This is a genomic window from Shewanella sp. SR43-8 (genome assembly GCF_014163775.1).
Lineage (GTDB): Bacteria > Pseudomonadota > Gammaproteobacteria > Enterobacterales > Shewanellaceae > Shewanella > Shewanella vesiculosa.
The window spans coordinates 533,693-554,770 of sequence record NZ_JACJDX010000001.1 but is presented as its reverse complement, the minus strand read 5'-3'; the positions used below and the strand labels follow the sequence as shown (position 1 = coordinate 554,770).

General features: G+C 41.9%; 19 protein-coding genes. 5 read left to right on the top strand and 14 right to left on the bottom strand.

Features of this window, described 5'->3' with window-relative positions; translation table 11 throughout:
• Positions 1-52 precede the first annotated feature (52 nt).
• Positions 53-2,449, top strand: a complete 2,397-nt coding sequence (locus H5114_RS02360) for an OmcA/MtrC family decaheme c-type cytochrome (RefSeq protein ID WP_182722078.1) — start codon at positions 53-55, stop codon at positions 2,447-2,449.
• A gap of 634 nt (positions 2,450-3,083) precedes the next feature.
• Here H5114_RS02360 and H5114_RS02355 read toward each other — a convergent pair.
• The 8 genes from H5114_RS02355 to punC all read right to left on the bottom strand — a co-directional run bounded on the left by H5114_RS02355 (position 3,084) and on the right by punC (position 12,397).
• Positions 3,084-4,619 (bottom strand): MFS transporter, encoded by a 1,536-nt coding sequence (locus H5114_RS02355; RefSeq protein WP_124015642.1) that lies wholly within the window; start codon positions 4,617-4,619, stop codon positions 3,084-3,086.
• A 230-nt stretch (positions 4,620-4,849) separates the two neighbouring features.
• Positions 4,850-5,188, bottom strand: a complete 339-nt coding sequence (locus tag H5114_RS02350) for a PBPRA1643 family SWIM/SEC-C metal-binding motif protein (RefSeq protein WP_124015643.1) — start codon at positions 5,186-5,188, stop codon at positions 4,850-4,852.
• 217 nt (positions 5,189-5,405) lie between these two features.
• Positions 5,406-8,312, bottom strand: a complete 2,907-nt coding sequence (locus H5114_RS02345) for a valine--tRNA ligase (protein WP_182722077.1) — start codon at positions 8,310-8,312, stop codon at positions 5,406-5,408.
• A 33-nt stretch (positions 8,313-8,345) separates the two neighbouring features.
• A complete protein-coding gene (locus H5114_RS02340) occupies positions 8,346-8,795 on the bottom strand; it encodes a DNA polymerase III subunit chi (protein ID WP_182722076.1) in 450 nt (149 codons plus the stop codon).
• Positions 8,796-9,261: 466 nt separating this feature from the next.
• Entirely contained in the window at positions 9,262-9,954 is a 693-nt protein-coding gene (locus H5114_RS02335; RefSeq protein WP_182722075.1) for a hypothetical protein, read from the bottom strand.
• A 527-nt stretch (positions 9,955-10,481) separates the two neighbouring features.
• Positions 10,482-10,655: a hypothetical protein gene (locus tag H5114_RS02330; protein WP_182722074.1), complete on the bottom strand. Its 174-nt coding sequence runs from the start codon at positions 10,653-10,655 to the stop codon at positions 10,482-10,484.
• A 112-nt stretch (positions 10,656-10,767) separates the two neighbouring features.
• The gene (locus tag H5114_RS02325; RefSeq protein WP_182722073.1) at positions 10,768-10,989 is read right to left on the bottom strand and encodes a hypothetical protein; all 222 of its coding nucleotides are present in this window, start codon (positions 10,987-10,989) and stop codon (positions 10,768-10,770) included.
• Positions 10,990-11,122: 133 nt separating this feature from the next.
• Complete coding sequence (gene punC / locus H5114_RS02320; protein WP_404948335.1) at positions 11,123-12,397, bottom strand: purine nucleoside transporter PunC; 1,275 nt, start codon at positions 12,395-12,397, stop codon at positions 11,123-11,125.
• A 212-nt stretch (positions 12,398-12,609) separates the two neighbouring features.
• On the opposite strand from punC, the gene punR reads away from it, so the two are divergent.
• Positions 12,610-13,512 carry a DNA-binding transcriptional activator PunR gene (gene punR / locus H5114_RS02315; protein WP_182722071.1) on the top strand — a complete coding sequence of 301 codons (903 nt, stop codon included), beginning with the start codon at positions 12,610-12,612 and terminating at the stop codon, positions 13,510-13,512.
• A 114-nt stretch (positions 13,513-13,626) separates the two neighbouring features.
• On the opposite strand, the gene pepA is transcribed toward punR, so the two are convergent.
• Complete coding sequence (gene pepA / locus H5114_RS02310) at positions 13,627-15,135, bottom strand: leucyl aminopeptidase (protein ID WP_124015649.1); 1,509 nt, start codon at positions 15,133-15,135, stop codon at positions 13,627-13,629.
• A gap of 273 nt (positions 15,136-15,408) precedes the next feature.
• On the opposite strand from pepA, the gene lptF reads away from it, so the two are divergent.
• Both lptF and lptG read left to right on the top strand, forming a co-directional pair.
• A complete protein-coding gene (gene lptF / locus H5114_RS02305; RefSeq protein ID WP_182722070.1) occupies positions 15,409-16,521 on the top strand; it encodes an LPS export ABC transporter permease LptF in 1,113 nt (370 codons plus the stop codon).
• Positions 16,518-17,576 (top strand): LPS export ABC transporter permease LptG, encoded by a 1,059-nt coding sequence (gene lptG / locus H5114_RS02300; RefSeq protein WP_182697831.1) that lies wholly within the window; start codon positions 16,518-16,520, stop codon positions 17,574-17,576. The genes lptF and lptG overlap by 4 nt, the downstream gene beginning before the upstream one ends.
• Positions 17,577-17,678: 102 nt before the next feature.
• Here the strand turns inward: lptG and H5114_RS02295 are convergent, their stop codons facing one another.
• From H5114_RS02295 to H5114_RS02280, 4 genes are all read right to left on the bottom strand, one after another.
• On the bottom strand, positions 17,679-18,188 hold the full coding sequence (locus H5114_RS02295) for an RDD family protein (protein ID WP_124015652.1): 510 nt from the start codon (positions 18,186-18,188) through the stop codon (positions 17,679-17,681).
• Between the two features lie 27 nt (positions 18,189-18,215).
• Positions 18,216-18,470, bottom strand: a complete 255-nt coding sequence (locus tag H5114_RS02290; protein WP_124015653.1) for a DUF2960 domain-containing protein — start codon at positions 18,468-18,470, stop codon at positions 18,216-18,218.
• A 113-nt stretch (positions 18,471-18,583) separates the two neighbouring features.
• Positions 18,584-18,697, bottom strand: a complete 114-nt coding sequence (locus tag H5114_RS20700) for a DMT family protein (protein WP_404948334.1) — start codon at positions 18,695-18,697, stop codon at positions 18,584-18,586.
• Between the two features lie 405 nt (positions 18,698-19,102).
• Positions 19,103-19,594: a GNAT family N-acetyltransferase gene (locus H5114_RS02280; RefSeq protein ID WP_182722068.1), complete on the bottom strand. Its 492-nt coding sequence runs from the start codon at positions 19,592-19,594 to the stop codon at positions 19,103-19,105.
• A gap of 114 nt (positions 19,595-19,708) precedes the next feature.
• Here H5114_RS02280 and H5114_RS02275 point away from each other — a divergent pair, with 114 nt between their 5' ends.
• Positions 19,709-20,281, top strand: coding sequence for a DsrE family protein (locus H5114_RS02275; RefSeq protein WP_182722067.1), 573 nt, complete (start codon positions 19,709-19,711; stop codon positions 20,279-20,281).
• A gap of 40 nt (positions 20,282-20,321) precedes the next feature.
• Here H5114_RS02275 and H5114_RS02270 read toward each other — a convergent pair whose 3' ends face one another.
• Positions 20,322-21,065 carry an ABC transporter substrate-binding protein gene (locus tag H5114_RS02270; RefSeq protein WP_182722066.1) on the bottom strand — a complete coding sequence of 248 codons (744 nt, stop codon included), beginning with the start codon at positions 21,063-21,065 and terminating at the stop codon, positions 20,322-20,324.
• Between the last annotated feature and the right edge of the window lie 13 nt (positions 21,066-21,078).

The following is a 21,078-nucleotide window of genomic DNA, read 5'->3' as shown; positions in this document are numbered from 1 at the left end:
TCCCTATACTTTATAAGTGTAAAACCTACAAATTTAAATCGGGGGATTTAAAATGAAAAAATATAATAGAACCTTACTTGCTGCAGCGTTTATTGCTGCATTAGGTGTGACAGGTTGTGGATCTGATGGCAGTGATGGTGCCCAAGGTGAAGCAGGTACTCCTGGTGCACCGGGTGCTGATGGAACTCCAGGTACACCAGCTGGTTCAGTCGTTACAACAGTTGAAAATGCCTATGACTTTACCTTAACACTGGCTCCTACAGATATTGTAGTAGTAGGTGCAGATCCTTTTAGCCTCAAATTTACTGCAACAGGTAAAGGAAGTGGCGGAGCGGACGTTCCATATTCAGGACTCGAGAGAGTAGCGTTATATGTGACCAGTCAATCAGCGAATACTACTGACACTGGTGCGCCAATGTTATGGACAAACCATGCACTTGCTAATGATTTTGGTAGCAGCATGTATTGTAATTTAGAGGGTAGTACGACAGCACGTGATGGGTCTGTCGTTGATGCATGTACATTAGTTGAAGATCCTGCTAACCCAGGTACTTATACTGGTTCTTGGGCACATGATGGTAATGCGCCTGTGGTACTAGCAAGTGGTGATGCAAACGATTTAGTGCGGGTGATGATCCGTGTTTATGACGTTACTATGGCTGATGGTACAGCAGTAAGTGATAAGATTTTATCAACTCCGGTTGATTTTATTCCTGCTACTGGCGAACTTGCTATTTCTGCAAAAGACTCAGTGTCTAATGCTGCATGTATTAAATGTCATAGCCCAATGGAAGGTTACGCTGATACTGATATGCGCATTAGCAACATTGGTGCTCATCATAATTACCAAAAAGTTGAAAATTGTGTAGCTTGTCATAATCCTGCTTATGCTGGTGGACAAGACGACCCTGCAGTTGGTTTTAACGTCAACTTCAATGCCATGATCCATACCATTCATGCGGGTCATCATATTGCTGACTCTCTAACTGGTGAAGCCAAAGATATGTTTGGTGGAATCGGATTTCCTGCTGAGTTAAACGAATGTACTGTTTGTCATGATAATGGCACCCAGTGGAACGACAATATCTATGCAGAAGCCTGTTTGTCATGTCACGTCAATGTGAACTTAAAGACTGGTGAAAATCACAGAGGTATTGTGCCAGCAAGTGACGCGAATTGTTCAGGTTGTCATGGCGCTGGTAGTTTAAGCCCAATGCAAGCTCACAGCGTTGACCGCCGTGCAGCCTTTGAAAATGGTTTGGTACTAGAAGTCGCTTCAGCTGAAGTCGCATCAGACGTATTAACTGTCATCATTGATGTTAAATTAAATGGTGCGGTTGCGGCTGATGGTACTGATTTAACCCAGTACTTAAACAAAGCTAAAGCAGGCGATGATATTTTAATCGGTACACTTGATAGCAATGGCGATTATGTGCGTGGCTTAAGTATCAATACTGCTTCTAATCCTGAAATGTTCGTGGTTCAAAGTGGCAAGTTAACCTTAACTAAAGCACTTAACCCTAACCAGTTAGACGGCAAAATACTTTCAGTTTCTTCTGAAATGAACATGTGTGGCAATACAACGACCGATATGGTTGTTGTTAATACCAAACTAGCTGAAGGTGCAGGTACCGATACTGGTGCTTGTGATGTACCTGTTCCAGCAAACATAGTGACTAAGTTCTTTATGTTTGATGCAGTTGCGGCTAAAGGCGTATTAACTGAGGACAATCTACGTTTCGTTAGTCCTGAGTTGACAGCTTATACCTCACCTACACAGGCTGGTAACGACCGTACAACGGCTGATGAAGCTAAATGTAATGCTTGTCATGGCAACTTGTCTCACATTAAATCACCTAACCATGGTGTGACTAACTTTACACAATGTGCTGATTGTCATAACAACAACTATGCAGGTTCATATCATGCTGATGTTTACAAGCAAGCTGGTGTAGATGCTGATGGCGAACCTACGTTTGAAGTGGTTGAAGGATTAACTTATACCAATCGTGACTTAGTTACTGTTGCTCACCGTTTCCACAGTGGTTTGTTTGCAGGTAGCACTGGTGCTGGCATTTACTTAGGTACAGATGGTGAAACTTGGGTTAACTATCCTGCAACTAAAACAAATTGCCAAGCTTGTCATAAAGATGCCAATGCTGCGGGAGATGCTATGCCATTCTTCTCTGGTACTGGTACGTTAACATCTGGTAGAACTGCAATTGCAATCAGTGGTGGCGAATTTATTTCTCCTGTCGCTGAAGCATGTCGTAGTTGTCACGCTCACTCTGGTCCTGCTGCTCTAGCTCACTTCAAGAGTAATGGTGCGACAGTTACTGGTGATAACGTAATGTCTGCTGCCGGTGTACCAATTGAGTCTTGTGCGACTTGTCATGCTGAAGGTAAAACTTATGGTCTTGATAAAGTTCACTCAGGTGCAGCGCACTAGTTATAAAATAACTTCTTAATCATCACTTAAGAAAGTAAGTAAGAAGGAGGCAGCAATGCCTCCTTTTTTTATTCATTTTATCTATCAGGGTATAAGCACTTAATGCTCATCCGTTATCAGTATTACTACTCGAAAAAATAGCTATCCAAGCTGATTAGATTTAATCCAGCCCAGTTCAATTCGACTCAATCCAATTCAATCTAACCAACTCAATCTAATCAACTCAATCAATTCTGAAAGCTAGCAGCTTGAGTTATCGCTATTTAATTGGCCACTGAATTAAGGTTAATGCCGTATTGACCTTAATTGCATCATGAAGCGTGGCGGTGTTTACCTACAACAGACTATGGCTTCATTAACCGGATACATAAACCTGTAAGTTGTTGAGGTTACAGGCTCTCGTCTGTTATTTTTCGGATGCCATTTGAGGTACAGTAGCGACAAATAGGCAATAAACAGAGTCGCTAATGAGAACAGGGTTAATAAGATTGACGTTAACTACAGGGCCGTTTTCTTAGGTGTTGATTAAAAACGACCAATGTATTTAGGACAAGAAAGCAAAAGGGAAGCATTGCTGCTTCCCTTTTTATTCATCAACATAAACCTACTGGTAAGTGTTATGCCATCTGTTTAATTACGCTGCTTGTTGGCGTTGCATGGTCAATAACCATTTTCCATAGATAAAAATACCCACCGCAGAAATAATCCCAATCGCACCGATAATATACCAAGCCATGCCGATATTATTGGCTTCATAAAGCATATGAGTTAGGGGTTGTGCTTCAATGCCAGTAAAGTCGACTAAGCGCATAAAGGCTTCACCTTGCGGAATGCTATCAACATCTACTTGGCTCATGCCACGGCTAACCAGTTCATTTCGAGAGATGATCTCTTTAGAGGCGTAAATTTGGTAAAGCTTAGGGGCAAAGTAGCCTTCTAATGTCCAACCAATCCCTTGCGGCAACATGACAAAGCCTAAGTACATGGCTTTTTTGCCTTCAGGGGCAATATTACCCATAAACTCGTTTTTCTTTGGGCTAATCATCATTTCACCGAAAGAAAACATCACAATTGCCAGCACAATCATCCATGCCGCATTAAATACGCCCACTAACATAATCGCGGCAATACTTAAGATGCAGCCAAATAGCATAGTGGTGGTGATCCGGTATTTTGCGGTAAACGCGGCCACTAAAAAACAGGTGGTCATGATCATACCGGCGTTCAGGTTTAGCATGCCTTCTGGCATAACCTTAGTTCCGTCATTATTTAATCCCAACCAGAACTGTAATATGCCGTTACTGGTGCCTTCAGGGCCAAATAGCGAGGTGACAATAACGCTAGTATCAACCCACTCGGCAATGTGGATCGGTAATACGTCAAACAGTGAATTATATAAAAACCAAAAACCAGCAAACACCAGCATGTAGTAAATTACTATCGGTTTTTTAAGTTCTCTTAAGGCATCTTTCCACAGGGCTTCTTGTTGCCGTTCTCCTGACTTTACTTGGCGTGCACGCTCTATGCGATCAGCTTTACCCGGTTCTTTATAAGCCAGTAAAAATAAGAAGTTAAATGAGATTATCGCGGCGCAAGCATAAAAGACGTTGTCCCAAGATAGCTGACGCATGTGCACCGCCACCAATGGGCCGAGAAAGCCACCAATGTTAACGACCTGGTAGAAAATCCCCCAAGCCATAGAGGTGTTCTCGCGTTTTGTCGACAGCACTAAAGTGCCTTGTATACCGGGTTTAAAGACCCCTGTACCTGCAGCGAGTAACATCGCACCAATAAGGAAACCCCAAAAATTGGGCAGTAAAGCCATGGTGAGATAACCCGAAATTTTTATAATCGTGGACACAAAGATAGTCTCTTTATATCCGACACGATCAGAAATTCCGCCAGTGATAACAGGAATAAAGGTTTGTAGCATTGCCCAAACAGCAAGAATAATACCGTAGTCGTGCAAGTCGATGCCTAAACCGCCTTGTGACACCGGAGATTTAGCGTATAAGCCTGCACTGGCCTTGACGCCATAATAGGCGATACGTTCAACCAGCTCCATGCCGCCAACGAGCCAAAATATATAGCCAAGACTGGTGATAGAGGCCCACATTCCCAATTGTTTTACTTCACTCAGATCGTTGCCTGAATGTGAATTAGTGCTCATAAGTCACCCTTTTATTTTATGTTCTATATCATTTTTATAACAAAGGCTGACACTTTACCTAAGTTCTGCAGAAATATCCAAAACCAATAAAAAAGCGGATCAAATGATCCGCTTTTTTATTTAATCATTGGCTCGTAACAGCTTAAAAGTCTATAACTGCTTAACGGCCATTCTCATTTGGATGTTGAGATAGAAATGCAAATACTCAGGGCTAAGCTTGTTGTTATGGTTTAGGCACCACAACACTTTTTGTACTTTTTACCACTGCCACAAGGACAAGCATCATTGCGATTAGGCTTAGCTTCAGACTTTACCGTTTTAGGTTTATTCAATAAACCACTTAATTCGATAATGTTTTCAGGCTTGTCAGCATCAATAGTGATATTGGCAAAGAGTTGTTTTTCAGCAACCATTGCGGCAACTTCCGTTTTACGCGCCTCGGTTTGCACAGACAACTTAAGCGGTAATGCTTCTGTACCAGGTTTAGCTGTGCGCTTGGTGTTATAACCACTTTCGCCATAAGCTGGCTTAGGGGTTTGACGACCTTTAAAAAAGAATTTATCAGACATGGTTTTAGCCCATAAAATAGAATGATGATATTGGCCGAAGCTTATACACCAAAAATGTAAAGTGAGATATCAAAGTTTCAATTTTGAACAAAATAAAGCGTTAATTATTGCCATGAGTCACATCAACAAAGATAAAAAACCAGCGAATTACTCGCTGGTTTTTTATAGAACGTTTTGTGTAAACTGAGTAAACCTCAAGGTAAATAGAGGCTTTCAGTTAAATCTTAGCTAATTCGACTTTTTGTTCGTTTAATTTTTCAATGTCACGAGTTAAATCTGCCATCTTAGCGCGTTCTTTATCTATAACTGCCGCAGGGGCTTTAGCCACAAAACCTTGATTAGATAATTTACCTTCAATACGGGCAATTTCTTGAGCAAGCTTTTCTAGTTGTTTATCGATACGGGCCATTTCGGCGCCAACATCGATCAAACCTGCCATTGGGATTAATAGCTCCATATTGCCGACTAACTGAGTACTCGACATTGGCGCCGTTTCACCTTCCGCTAAAATAGTCATCGTCTCAAGTTTAGCCAAACTAGCAAAGAATGTTTGGTTTGCTTCAAGACGTATACGATCTTCGTAGCTGACACCACGCAGTAACGCATTAAGCGGCTTTGATGGGGCTATATTAAGCTCTGCACGAATATTACGTACCGCTACAATCACTTGCTTAACCCATTCAAGATCGGCCATCGCGGTCGCATCAACTTGATCTGCTTGATAAGTTGGGAACGATGCTAGCATGATGGTGTCACCAGTGACGCCAGCTAACGGTTTAACGCGTTGCCAAATCGTTTCGGTAATGTACGGCATAAATGGATGCATTAAACGCTGCATTTTTTCAAGCACATTGACCAAAGTGTGGCGAGTGCCGCGCATTTGCGCTTCAGTGCCATTTTGCATAACTGGCTTGGTTAATTCTAAATACCAGTCACAGAATTGATTCCAAGTGAACTCGTATAAGGTGTTAGCGGCTAAGTCGAAACGGTAAGCTGCCATATGGTCTTCAACGGTTTTCACGGTTTGGTTAAATAAACCAATGATCCAACGATCGGCTAGCGACAATTCCATCGCACCTGGTTTGCCATCAACTAATAGTTGACCGCAATCTAAAGGCTCGCCAGCTTCATCGCTATCTGGATCGGTCTGCACTTCAGTGTTCATTAACACGTAACGTGACGCATTCCATAACTTGTTACAGAAACTGCGGTAACCATCAAGACGTTTCATGTCCCAGTTGATGTCGCGGCCGGTTGAAGCCATTGCAGCTAAGGTAAAGCGCAGTGCATCGGTACCATGAGCTTCGATGCCGTCGGCAAACTCTTTACGGGTACTTTTTTCAATTTTTGCCGCCAGTTGCGGCTGCATCATGTTGCCAGTACGCTTTTCAACTAAGGTTTCAAGCTCGATACCGTCAATCATGTCTAATGGATCAAGGACGTTACCTTTAGACTTTGACATTTTATTGCCGACTTCGTCACGGATAAGACCGGTAACGTAAACGGTTTTAAATGGTACTTGTGGCTTGCCATCTTCATCTTTAATGAAGTGCATGGTCATCATGATCATCCGCGCAACCCAGAAGAAGATGATGTCAAAACCTGTGACCAACACGTCGGTTGGGTGGAAGGTTTTTAAGTCTTCTAAGTTGTCAGGCCAACCTAAGGTTGAGAAAGTCCATAATGCCGAGCTAAACCAAGTGTCTAACACGTCATCGTCTTGACGTAATACTACTGAGTCGGCAAATTTGTGTTTAGCGCGGACTTCAGCTTCGTTACGGCCAACGTAGACTTTACCGTTTTCATCGTACCAAGCTGGAATTCGGTGTCCCCACCAAAGTTGGCGTGAAATACACCAGTCTTTAATATCGCGCATCCACGAGAAGTACATATTTTCGTATTGTTGCGGTACAAATTTGATGTCGCCATTTTCAACCGCTTCAATCGCCGTTTTGGCCATTGACTGCACGGCCACGTACCACTGGTCGGTTAATAATGGTTCAATTACCACACCTGAGCGATCGCCATAAGGCACTTTTAAGCCGTGCGGAGCAACTTTCTCAAGTAGACCTAAGCTGTCAAATTCAGCCACGATAGCATCACGGGCTTTAAAACGATCCAGGCCAGCATAACGCTCTGGTAAGGCCATTTCGATGTCTTTGTTTGGGGTGCCATCAGTGTTAATCACTTCAACAAAACTACGTACTGCGGCATCTAAGGTGAAGATGTTGTACATAGGCAGTTGATGACGTTTACCAACTTCATAGTCGTTAAAGTCATGGGCTGGAGTGATTTTCACACAACCAGTACCAAATTCCATGTCGACATAATCGTCGGCAACAATCGGTACTAAACGGTTTACGACAGGCAATAGAATGAATTTACCAATTAATGACTGATAACGTTCATCATCTGGATGCACGGCTACTGCGCTGTCACCTAGCATGGTTTCTGGGCGAGTCGTGGCGACTTCTAGGTAATCTTTACCATCGCTAGTTAATGCGCCTTGGGCCAAAGGATAGCGAAAATGCCACATGTGGCCTTGCTTCTCTTTGTTTTCAACTTCCAGATCTGAAATGGCGGTGTGTAGCTTTGGATCCCAGTTAACTAGGCGCTTACCACGATAAATCAATTCATCATCGTACAGGCGAACAAACACTTCTTGAACCGCTTTTGATAAGCCTTCATCCATAGTGAAACGTTCGCGATCCCAGTCAACTGATGCGCCCATGCGGCGAAGCTGTTTGGTAATCGTGCCACCAGACTGTTCTTTCCAGTCCCACACTTTATCAATAAAAGCGTCACGGCCTAAATCATGACGAGTTTTACCTTCTTCGGCTTCAAGCTTACGCTCAACTAACATTTGCGTCGCGATACCTGCGTGGTCGGTGCCGACTTGCCACAAGGTATTTTTACCTTTCATGCGCTCAAAGCGGGTAAGGGTATCCATGATGGTATCTTGGAAGGCATGACCCATGTGCAAGCTACCGGTTACATTCGGTGGCGGGATCATGATGCAGTAATTGCCTTTTGATTCATCACCATGCGGCTTGAAGTAACCTTGCTCTTCCCAGTTTTGGTAAAGGGCTTGTTCGATAGACTTTGGGTTGTATGTTTTTTCCATAGGAGCGTTATGTTCTCTATCTAAATTAAGTGTTTATTCAGCTAATGTTTGAGTGCTGGGCGTAATGCCTACATTCTGATATTGACGGTAGCGATTGCGAGCAATGCGCTTGAGTTCGTCATCATTAGCGACAAAATCGATAATATGGGGCAAGTTTACCGCAAAACTGGGCATTTGGTCTGCAAGATTAATCAGAACTTGGCGACTTTTATTTGGCCCTAAGGTATCAAAACCAATTTCCACAGGTGCACCCGTTATCGGGCCTTCACCTTTTAAGTTGTGTGGTACAAAAGCGTTGGGCTCAAATTGCCACAGTAATTCGTCAATTGCATACGCTTGCTGTTTGTCTTTGCAGTGAATGTAGACGGTTTTTTGTTGGCGATATTGTTGTTCAGCTAACCTGCACGCAGCTAAATACAGCGCATCTAATGCACTCATTTGATTATGATTATCAGGCATAAGGTAAAACAAGGCTTGAGTCATGTAGTGATGCTTTTAACAGGTTAAAAAGATGAGCTCGAGTTTACACTAAAATAGGCCGTGGGTTAATGGTTGTGAGGTGCGATATTTATATGAGGTTAGAATAGCTCAATATCACCAACGTGAGTTTAATCGCGCTTATTAATCCGGCATAGATCGCTATCACAATGGATTTTCTTCGCCGTTGCGGTAATAGCTCTGAGATGGATGGACGTTGAGGAGATGGTTGAGCTGGCGTTAAGCTTGAACGCCACAGTACAAACCACCTAATGGTTAAATTGTAGGGGATGTTATTAATTATTATGTGCTGTTTGCGCCATGGGCTTAACAGCAGTAGCCGACTATAAACTTGTTGCTGATTGACTGATAAGCTAAAACGAGTGCAGAAGCGGTCGTAACAGACATCGATTTTTTAATTATCAATTCAATGTACTTTGTGTAGCCGACGGTCAAATCGCATTCGGTCTCCTTAGCGGATTAACTCACACTTTACATGAGTAGGACTAGTCCCTTTGGTGCACTCTTTTAAAGCTCTGCGTTGTGCTTTTAACATTGAGTCATAACCAAAACCGTATCCATATCTAACATTACCCATATCGTTAACCGATACAGCTAGTGCTTTATGGTTTTTAAAGCCTTCATACTTGATTAACACATCAATAAGTTTCTGATCATTTGTCACAAACTGACACGCTTTAGGTTGCGGCGTTTGTTCACAGGCTAATGGGTAATGGTCAAATACAGGGTAGGAAATATCGATACTGTCAAACCAAGAGGACCAAGTAGTTTCTTGAGTCTCAATTGCGATATCAGCTGGAATATGAATTTGCAGTTGTTGACCTTGTGAATCATGTTGAGCCAGCCATACTAATTTGAGTTTATTGTTGTTAGGATGGCCATTGGCAACGAGCACGTCGCCAGCGCAATTGTCACACAGTTGCTCGTCAGCTTTTATGATTGATACTTGGGTTGAATGGCCAGAAGTGCCGCCGCAACTTCTTTCAAAGATAACAGCCTTGTACATTTTATCTAATGAAAGTGATTCGGTGTAAACGTTATTACCGCACATGGAACTGAGTAGCCAGCCCAATAAAATAGCCATTAACCCAAAAAGCGCCAACGCGCTGACTATTGAAATGAGTATGACTTTCATCGCCTTCATCTGAACATTCCTTTCAGTGAGTTTTATTTCATTAAATTATACATTTAAGCTATTTTGGGTTTTATATTAAATTTGTTACTTAGATGTAACAAGTTAATCATTGTTTATTCTTAGTCAGTTTGGTTTAGAGAGGATCTTTTGGGGAGATTGCATTAAGCATATTTAGCGGGTAACGAAAATTCAATAGTAAAAACTATCTATTGCAGTTGTTATGTATTGGAAATTAATGATCCGTTATCGTTTAGCAAAATCGGTATCAGTTGGAAAATAATCTTGCTAAATGGTTTGGTACATCCCAGATGATGTTAACTCATCAAATACTTACTGCCATAGTGCAATAACCTCATCAGAAGTGTCGTTTGAAAATGCGATATATAAGATAGAGTCGTACAACTTAATAGGAGTACGCTCTATTGAGTTGATATCGATATCGGCTGCTTTTGCCAAAAGGCATCACTAGCTCGCTCATAGGTGTAACATCAACTCTGCCGTAACTGCGCATTTTGAGCGATTGCAATTGGGATTTGTCAGTACTTAGGTTGGTGAAGCCTTGGGAGTCTAAGTAGGTGATCAGCATTACCAAGCACTGCGCCAACATTTCGGACTCGTTTTAAGTCTTCTAAATCTGCTAATGATAATCCGTAATTACGCTTTTGGTAAAAATACACTTCGCTACTAATAATGGGGCCTACCCATTTCATGTTTACTTCTCTTTCCGGCCTTTTAGCAATGACAAACAACGCCGTGTTTGGTTGCGACTTTCAATAACTGAAAAGCTCGATTAAAGGGGGAGGATATTTCAATGTTGGCTGTTTACTGGGTATATTCCATCATCGCTTGAATAATATCGATTGAAAAACCGTTTAAACGGCCATCGTCTAGGTAACTAAATGGGGTAAAGGATGGGTGATGAAATGAACTTGCTGATGGTCTTTTGCAAAGAGCTCGTTGGTTGGCGTAAGTGCAAAGCAACCGCTTCTTTATTTGTATGCCACTGCTAATGACATTATCAAGCGGTTGTGTTGTGTCATTCAATCACTTCCTTGTGATTGTTAATTTGACTATGAGCGTTAGCGTTAAATTGTTCGATAAACAACCTAAAATATGATGAAGTTATAGGCAAATTATAACTCCATCATATGATGATTATTTTATCGTCACATCACAGTTATTGATCATGTTTGGTGAAAGCTTGAGATAGTCTTGCCGGGTCGGGAAAGGTAAAATTCTCGCGAATGCTCGCCCAAGAATCATGACTTTTAATACAGTGGCCTACCACAACCAGAATGGAGCAGGCTAGGATTCCCCAACCAATGGCATTATCGCCAGCACTCGCCCACACGGCAACCAAGCTTGATGCCCCAAAAGCGATGGTGATTTGAAGAAAGTTTTGTAATCCAGCAGCTTTGGATGCGTTATTGCTGAATTGTTGCAGGGCATTATTAACCACAATCGGGTAAATACCGCCATTGCTTCCTGCGAGTAATGAAAATGCAACTAGCAGTGGTAAGATCGTTTCAGTATCGAGGATCACGCTGGATACAAAAATGGCTGTAACACAACAACCAAAGAAAATAAGTAAACAGTTCAAGCTGACTTGAGTTCCCCACTTTTTAATCAGCAACTTACTCGAGTAGCCACCGACAATAAACATAATGGTCTGAGGTATAAAACTTAAGCCAATTTCAGTCGCAGCATAACCATACTGTTCCATCACCGCAGGCCAAAGTGTTAGGTAAGCAAAGAAAGCACCAGAACAGGCGCCAAAAATGATCACATTACCTAAGTATCGTGTATTAGCCAGTAATTGTTGATAGCCAATATTAGGCTTACTTTTATGCAGGCTCACAGTTTCTTTGGGGACAAAAATAGAGGTCATGGCAATCAACAGTACAGCTATAATACACAAACTAATAAACACCGCGCGCCAGCCAAAACTATTCAGTATCATTGCGCCAGCAATGGGCGCCAATGCCGGAGATAATGCCACTAAAGGCATAATATTAGAGAAAATATTTTGAGCTTTATCGGCTGGGTATTGTTCTATCACAATCGCTTGCCAAATGACTGCGGCACTGCAAGCACCAATCGCTTGGAAGAATCGGGCAATATTCATCGCCATCATACTGTCACTGAGTGCAATCAGTGCACTTGCCAACATAAATACGCTTAAGCCAATAAACAGTGAATTACGTTTACCTATTTTATGGACTAATGGTCCATATAATAACTGTCCAATTGCAAGTCCTGCCAAAAAGCTGGTTAACGATATGGCCACTTCAGAAGTGCTGGCATTAAAAGTCCCTTCAATAGATTTGAATGATGGCAGGTACATGTCGGTAGCAATGAAACCTAACATACTCATTAAGGCTAAATAAAACAGGAAGAGGTAAAATGTAATGTTAGTGTTTTTTTTGTTAATTATTAGGTCGTTGTTACTCATTTTAAACATGTCTTTTTCGTTGCTTCAATAAAGCCTGTTAGCTTAATGGTTTACTTAATTAGCTTAAAACGTTTATTTTTGAATTCTGTCATCAAAAAATTTGATTGGATGCTTATTGTAAAGCATAATTGAATCCGATTATGCCCTTAGCACATGATTCATTTTGTCCTGTTATATCCCATGAATACCGCCATTAAATGAGTTAAATAGATATGCTTTCACAACAAATATTTGAGCTAATTGATGTTGTTGCTCAAACTGGCAGTTTTACTGCTGCAGCAAAAAAACTGCATAAAGTACCGTCTGCTATAAGCTATTCAGTTAAGCAAATTGAAACAGAACTCGGGGTTGAACTATTTATTCGCCACCATAGAAGCGTTAGCCTAACCCCTGCGGGAAAACATTTTGCAGCCAAAGCTCGTCAGTTTCTTAGCGAGATGGAATTGATGAAACGAGATACCCTTAGAGTCGCTAATGGGTGGAAACCTATGTTATCTATTGCGCTAGATAATATTGCCAGAACTGACAGCATGCATGCATTAATCGCAGATTTTTACAGACAGTTTCATGATGTTGAACTGATTATTCGTATCGAAGTTTTTAACGGTGTTTGGGAAGCGCTTGCTAAAGGCTTAAGTGACATCGCCATTGGTGCGACAACTGCAAATCCCGTTGGCGGGACATTCAAATACACTAACATGGGTAATATTGATTGGCTGTTTGTGGTGAGTGCAGGGCATCCATTAGCCAAGATAATGCGTCCACTAAGTGATGATGAGTTACGAGGTTTTCCATCTATTTGTCTTGAAGATACTTCCCGTGAGATCCCCAAGCGGATCACTTGGTTGTTAACGAATCAGCGACGGTTAGTGGTGCCTGACTGGCACAGCGCAATTAACTGTTTTGTTGAAGGACTGGGGATTGGTTACATGCCTGAACATTTGGCTGCACCTTTGATTAAATCTGGTCAATTAGTGTGTAAAAAACTGCATAAAGTAAAACAGCCTAGTGCTTGTTGTTTAGCTTGGAATGACGATCAAATGTCACCTGCATTGGCTTGGGTATTAGATTACCTAGGTGATAGTGAGCAATTACATCGTCAATGGTTAGCCTAATCGATGACATCAATCATGTGGGTGAGCTTGTATTCTAATTTACCTGATTGATAACAAAAAAGGGTAAAGCACTAGGCTTTACCCTTTCAATATGTACTTAAATAAACCAAACGATTACTCGTTGATTTCAACTCCAGCACGATTAATTAAGAATTGGCTTAAAATCGGTACCGGACGACCAGTAGAGCCTTTATTCGCGCCGCTGTTCCAAGCTGTACCTGCGACATCTAAATGCGCCCAGTTGTACTTTTTGGTGAAGCGAGACAAGAAACACGCCGCAGTAATCGACCCAGCTGGGCGACCACCTAAGTTTGTCATGTCAGCAAATGGGCTGTCTAGCATGTCCTGATATTCATCCCATAACGGCATGCGCCACGCGCGGTCACCGCTTTGCTCACCAGCATTTAATAGCTCATGGGCTAATGGGTTGTGTGAACTGAATAAGCCAGACGCATGTTTACCGAGTGCAATAACACAGGCACCGGTTAAGGTCGCTGTATCAATCACTAATTCAGGATCATAGCGTTCAACGTAAGTTAATACATCACACAATACTAAGCGGCCTTCAGCATCGGTATTAAGCACTTCAACTGTTTGACCTGACATAGTCGTTAAAATATCACCAGGACGGTAAGCATTACCCGCAGGCATGTTTTCACAACCGGCTAAAATACCAATGACGTTGATAGGCAACTTCATTTCGCATAGTGCTTTCATGGTGCCAATCACACCAGCAGCGCCGCCCATGTCGTATTTCATTTCATCCATGGCTTCGCCAGGTTTTAATGAAATTCCGCCAGAATCGAAGGTTAATCCTTTACCGACAAGCACAATAGGTTTTTCGGTGCTATCAACCGCGCCCTGATATTCCATCACGGTCATGATTGATTCGTTACTGCTTGCACGGCCTACGGCTAAATAAGAGTTCATGCCTAACTTGGCCATTTGCTCTTCACCTATGGTGGTCACTTTCAAGCTTTCGTAAACTTCAGACATTTGGCGGGCTTGTGAAGCCAAGTAAGCTGGATTGCAAATATTCGGTGGCATGTTTGCGACATCACGACACAAATGCATACCTGCAGATACTGCGGTGCCGTGTTCAATGGCACGCTCACCAATAGTTAATTCACGACGTGTTGGCACGTTAAATACCATTTTACGTAATGGACGACGAGTTTCGCCTTTACGGGTTTTTAATGCATCAAATGAATATAAGCTATTTTGTGTGCTTTCAATGGCTTGACGAACTTTCCAGTAGGTGTCGCGGCCTTTGACATGCAGTTCAGTTAAGAAGCAAACAGCTTCCATTGAACCGGTTTCATTTAGGGTACTGATGGTTTTTGTGATAATTTGTTTGTATTGGCGCTCGTCTAGCTCACGCTCTTTGCCACAACCAACCAGTAAAACACGTTCACTCAATACGTTTGGTACATGATGCAATAGCAACATTTGTCCTGGTTTACCTTCAAGGTCACCACGACGAAGGAGGTTACTAATGTAACCTTCACTGATTTTATCCAATTGCTCTGCGATACCAGACAGACGGCGAGGTTCGTAAACGCCAACAACGATACAGGCAGAACGTTGCTTTTCGGGGCTACCGCTCTTTACGCTAAACTCCATGAGCACTCCTAGATTCTTAAAGACAAATTTTTATATTTATTAGATAATGTTTGCATTAGGCCATCTGGCATATAATCAACGAAAAGGTGATAACTGTTTGGGATTATTAACGAAAAAGAGGCGCAAATTGGCAGCCCAAATAGATGTTAACCTTGACCCCAAAGCACCTTCCGCGCTGGTCAGAAAACTAGCAAAACTGCTGAAAGTAGTCAGTTTACATGAAAGTTGCTCTGATACCAGTAAAAAGATAAGTTTAGCCACCGGATCATACTTGTGATTGTATTTAGATATCTTATTAGTGAAGTTTTAAAAGCGCAATTTGCGGTACTTTTGGTACTGCTAACTATTTTTATTAGCCAACAGTTTGTGCGCGTGTTGGCAGATGCCTCAGATGGTGAATTTCCGGCTTCTTTAGTGATGACATTATTGGGCTTAAACTTGCCTCAATTAACCGTATTGGTGTTACCGCTGAGTTTCTTTTTAGGGATATTGTTGGCTCACGGGCGCATGTATTCTGAAAATGAAATGGTCGTTTTGCATGGTGTTGGTGTCAGTGAGTGGTATGTCACTCGAGTAACGTTATTAGTCGCATTTGCTAATTTATTGTTCACGGCCTATTTGTCTGTTTACGTCGGACCTTGGGCAGAAGAACGCCAAAATCAAGTGCTAGAAAAGGCTCAGTCTGAAGCTGGTCTTGCAGCACTAACTCAAGGCCGTTTTCAAGCAAGCCCAAATGGCCGCGCGGTATTGTTTGTTGAAAAAATAAATAAAGACAATACGTTAGATAAAGTTTTTGTCGCGCAGTTGCCAGACCCAGAAGATGAGAATGGTTTAACTAATATTGTTGTGGCCAAAAAAGGTCGGGTGGTTGAAGATAATATAGGCAGTCAACAATTACAACTCGACAATGGTTTTCGTTATCAAGGCAGCCCTAAATCACTCGAACTACAAGTGATTGAGTTTGGCGGCTATAAAATGGAAATCAAAGAACAAGAAGTCGATGAGCGCCGACGTAAACTTTCTGCACTGCCAGTCAATGAACTATTGGATACCCCAGGGTCGGAAGCGGCGGCTGAATTTCAATGGCGTCTGGCGATCCCTATCTCAATTCCATTGTTGACCTTAATTGCCGTGCCATTAGCGCGAGTGAATGTTCGCCAAGGGAAGTTTGCCAAAATGTTCCCCGCTATTTTACTGTATTTAGGTTATTTCGGATTAATGATTGCAGGGCGAAAAGCACTGCAAGATGAGGTGGTGCCGCAGTTCTTAGGCATGTGGTGGATCCATGCATTAGCACTCATGTTAGGATTATTGTTATTAATTAAAGAGCGACCAACAGGGATGAAGTTCTTGGGCTTATTTAAACGTAAGCAGGTGGCGCTATGAAAATATTAGACCTGTATATTGCGCGGATGATCGTTAGTACATCTGGCTTATGTTTACTTATTTTGACCGGTTTATCTGGCATCATTAAGTGGGTTGATCAATTACGTTTGGTTGGGCGGGGTGCTTATACCATGCTCGATGCTGCTATCTATGTATTGTTTTTGATCCCTCGAGATATTGAAATGTTTTTCCCAATGGCAGTGCTGCTTGGTGCGCTAATTGGTATGGGCATGCTGGCATCTAACTCTGAATTAGTGGTGATGCAAGTTTCAGGTATGTCGCGCTTACAAATCACCCAGTCGGCGATGAAAACAGCAATTCCATTGATGATTCTGGTTATGGCTCTGGGGGAGTGGGGTGCACCTATTGCTGAGAAAAGTGCTAAAGAGCTTCAAGCGACTAAAATATCTGGCGGGAGTTTAATCAAATCTCATCGAGGTATTTGGGCGAAAGATGGTGATTTATTCGTCAATATCGGTGAGGTTCAAGACATTAATACTCTGAATAATATTAGTTTATATGAGTTTAATGACCAACAAGAATTAACCAGAGTGACACATGCTAAAAGCGCTCAATTTAGGGATGATGCTTGGCAATTATCTGTGGTTGAGAACACCACTGTTGTCGATGATAGAGTGGTGCGAGATTTTCTTGATTCCGATGTGTGGCAATCTACATTAACCCCAGATAAGTTGAGTGTTGTGTCGATTAAGCCTGAAGCATTATCCATAAGTGGCTTAATTGATTATTTAGATTATTTAAAAGTTAACCAACAAGATCCGAGTCGTTATGAGCTGGCATTATGGCGCAAGATTATGCAACCCGTCACCGTCGCTGTAATGATGTTAGTCGCGTTATCGTTTGTGTTTGGACCATTACGTACCGTAACCATGGGGGCTCGCGTGTTGTTGGGTGTGGTCGCTGGGTTTAGTTTTTATATTAGCAATGAGATATTTGGGCCTATGAGCATAGTGTACGAATTGCCCGCTGTAGTCGGTGCAATTGCTCCTAGCATGCTATTTACCGGATTAGCTTTGTATTATATTCGCAAGTAATACTGAACATTTAATCTGTAAAAAAATGGCAACCTTCTGGTTGCCATTTTTTTGCTTTAACATTACCCATTACCCATTACCCATTAGCCGTGGGTGAATGTGCTATGCGCCGCGCCAATTTCGCATTTGATTGGCCTCTACAGACAGCACTACCACTTCTGAACGAGTCATCTTGTCTTGTAATGCTAATTTGTCATCATTGATGATAATCCATAGATTACCAATACCCAGTAAAGACCACACGATTCGAGCACATGCGGTAATAAAACTCAGGTTTTGACCGTTAGGATGTTGCACTTTGAGTCGCCAAGCGCGCATACCTAAGGTTTGCCCGCCTTTACTCCAAAATATGGCATAAAATCCGCCAACACAAAGCGCTATCCAGAGTTGGTAAAAGCCGTGATAAATGGGGGTGTTATTAAGTAGATCTGACACGTGTTCATGACCATTCATCGCGATAAGGCCACTGCTTTGTAAAGCAAAGAACACCCCAAAGCCCAAGGCACCAGCACACATATAAACGGCTACTGCGAGCATTGAGTCGTACGCCATAGCACCTAAACGTCGAATAAAACTCGCACGAGGGAAATTAGCATGATCTGAATTCAACATAGACAGTCCTTATTGATATCAAAATGATTAAATATCATCATCTTCACGAACAAATTTAATGCTACTAAAACCAAAACGTGCAAACTCGGTCTTGCGAAATTCTTTTTCTGCTTTAGCGCCTTTTTTTGACGTTAAGGCAACTTGTTGTTCCATGGCCAAAAATTTCTTTAAGTCAATCCCTTCAGCTTCAGCGGCTGCTTCATAAAGATCGCGATGTATGTCGTAGCTAAAAGCGATGGTTTTGGTTTGACCTTTAAAGGTGTAAATCACTTGGCGCGCCATGTAAACTCCTGAAATTAATGTAATTCACTGTAAAAAATAAACAATATGGTACCTAAAAATGCAGATTCTGCCTGCAAGTCGTTAAGCTATTCGTGGGGCTTTGAGATACCAAACTACAAAAGGGCAAATACAGTAAAGTTAGCGGCCTCTTGCATAGCGGTTAATTGTCCCACGTTCATCTCGTTATAACCAAGCCGATTTGCTGTAACTGACAATAAATTTTCCACCACTAGAAACAATTGAACTTTGTTGGTTGAATTTTGTTCAATGTAAACGTGTATTAATCGAGGCGAGTGGATAGCCGCCTAGCAATTTAAGCAAGATTCGCTCAACAAACAGCAACACGATTTTAGCTGGACCTTCGGGCAGTGTTTACTGGCCATCGCTCCTGCGTTATCGGCTTTTATGCTGCATAACTTCATTCCTAAGCCCTAGTCTTATTGGCTACTGTTGTCGTTATGGACCAAACATTCACTGCAAAATAACCTTGAAACATCAACACACCCTAGGTTATCTCAATCGGCGAGATCCCTAATAAAGCCGCAACGTTACTGCTTAAGTTGATTAGTAATGTCATAGAGTGTTAAACGCACAGTGGTTATAAACTGATAGCAACATGGCGCGAGCTTTTATCATAAGGGTAAATATAAATAACATGCCCCAGTAGGATAGCTTTCTAATGATTGTGCTAGCTTTGCTGAGGTGGGCTCAGGTTTAAACCCTTGCTGTTGCCAATATGTTTGTGCGCCTTGCACTGCAACTAATCCAATACCATTGACCATTAATGTTTTAGCCTGATTAATTAGGTAGGTAAATAGCTGCTTACCAACACCCATACCTTGTGCATTGGGTGAGATAGCCATGTCATGTAAATACCAGCTGTTGCTCTCAATAGGCCCTTTTAATTCACGGTTCAGTGACGGGGCATCGCCTCTTTGCCACGGGTGAACAAGAGCATAAGCTAGCACATTACCTTGTTGTTCAAATACCACACAGCTAGCAGGCGAGAGTTGCCATTTACTTTGCATAACCTCAAGCGATTCTGGTGTTAGTTCAACATAACATTGCGCTTGGATCGCCATAATAGCGGGCCAATCATTAGCGGTAATTGGACGAATTGACATATCATTCTTTCGTGGTAGTTTTGAGGGCGTAATTATACTCAGAAATGGCATGAATCATAAGTATAAATCAGTGCTAGAGTAACCATAATAATAGCTATAAGGAATATCAATATAATGACAGTCAGTTTACATTCAGCCCGTAAATGTGTTTTGGCAGCGGCGATATTTACCTTAATGACCTCTTTATCATTTACCGCTTCAGCTGGGACTGAGGCATTTAAATCAGGGCCGATAATTAAGGATTATGGCAAAATAGCTGAAGTAAATAGTAGCTTAGTGATACCTGCTGGAATGAAGTTCAAAGTCGCTTTTGATTTAAGTAGTGCAGCAAAACCTGCAGAATTAAATCGTAGTATTGATACCTTAGCGCGTTTTATCAACATGCATGTGGCAGCCGGGGTTAAGCTTGAAGATATTTCTGTTGCTATGGTGGTGCATGGTAAAGCTGCGAATGATATGACCAAGGATAGTGTTTACCAGCAGCTCAATGCGGGACAAAAAAATGTCAATAAAGACTTAATTGCTCAGCTAGTTAAGCATGGCGCAAAGTTCTATGTATGTGGTCAAACCGCGGCATATTATGGCATTACCCCTGACGATTTATTGCCAGGCGTTGAGATGGCATTATCGGCGTTAACTGCCCATGCCGTGTTGGCTCATGAAGGCTACAGTGTAAATCCGTTTTAATTTGCCTGTAGTATATTGGCAGTGGTAGTAGGCAACCGCATTATCGATTAAATACATCTTGCTTGGTGTATTTATCGATAATACTTTGAGTTGTACCATTTTGATTAAATTCTGCAATAGCGGCGTTGATTTGTGGTAACAAGGCTAGGTGCTCTTTACGAAGACGCATCACTAACTCGCCTTGTGTATGAATTGCCGCAAGGCTGATAGGACTGTTAAGTTTTTTAGCCCAATATAAAGCGGGTAAATCGCCGCAGATAGCCGCATCAATTCTTTCTTTATACAGGGCCTTGATGAGATCGCGTTCTGAAACAAAATCGACCCGAGTATATTGCGCATCATCATGGTACAAATAACCACGTACCGTGCCTATTTCTTTGCCTTTAATATTATTGATATTTTGCCAGTTTTTAGCATTTTCCTCCAAAGTAATAATATTTTCTTGGATAGCTATTATGGGATCAGATTGTACAAAAAGCGTGCCTAAATCCTTATTAGGAAACCAATCGGGGCTAACAAAGTCGAAATCTAATAAGCCGTTATCGAGGGCATAATTGGTTCTTTTTGGCGGGAAGTTATGTTTTTCAATGTCAATATTGGCTTTTGCCAGCAGTAAAGGTACCAGCTCTCCTAGTATTCCAGGCTCTTCTGCTGAGTCAGCAATATAATAAGGTACCCAACTGCTTGAGGCGTTGACGTTGTACTTAAGAACTGTAGCGGCTTGAGCTGTCGAACCACAAAAAAACATCACAAAGCAAGACAGTGCTATAAAACGTTTTTTCATGGTGATTCCTTAT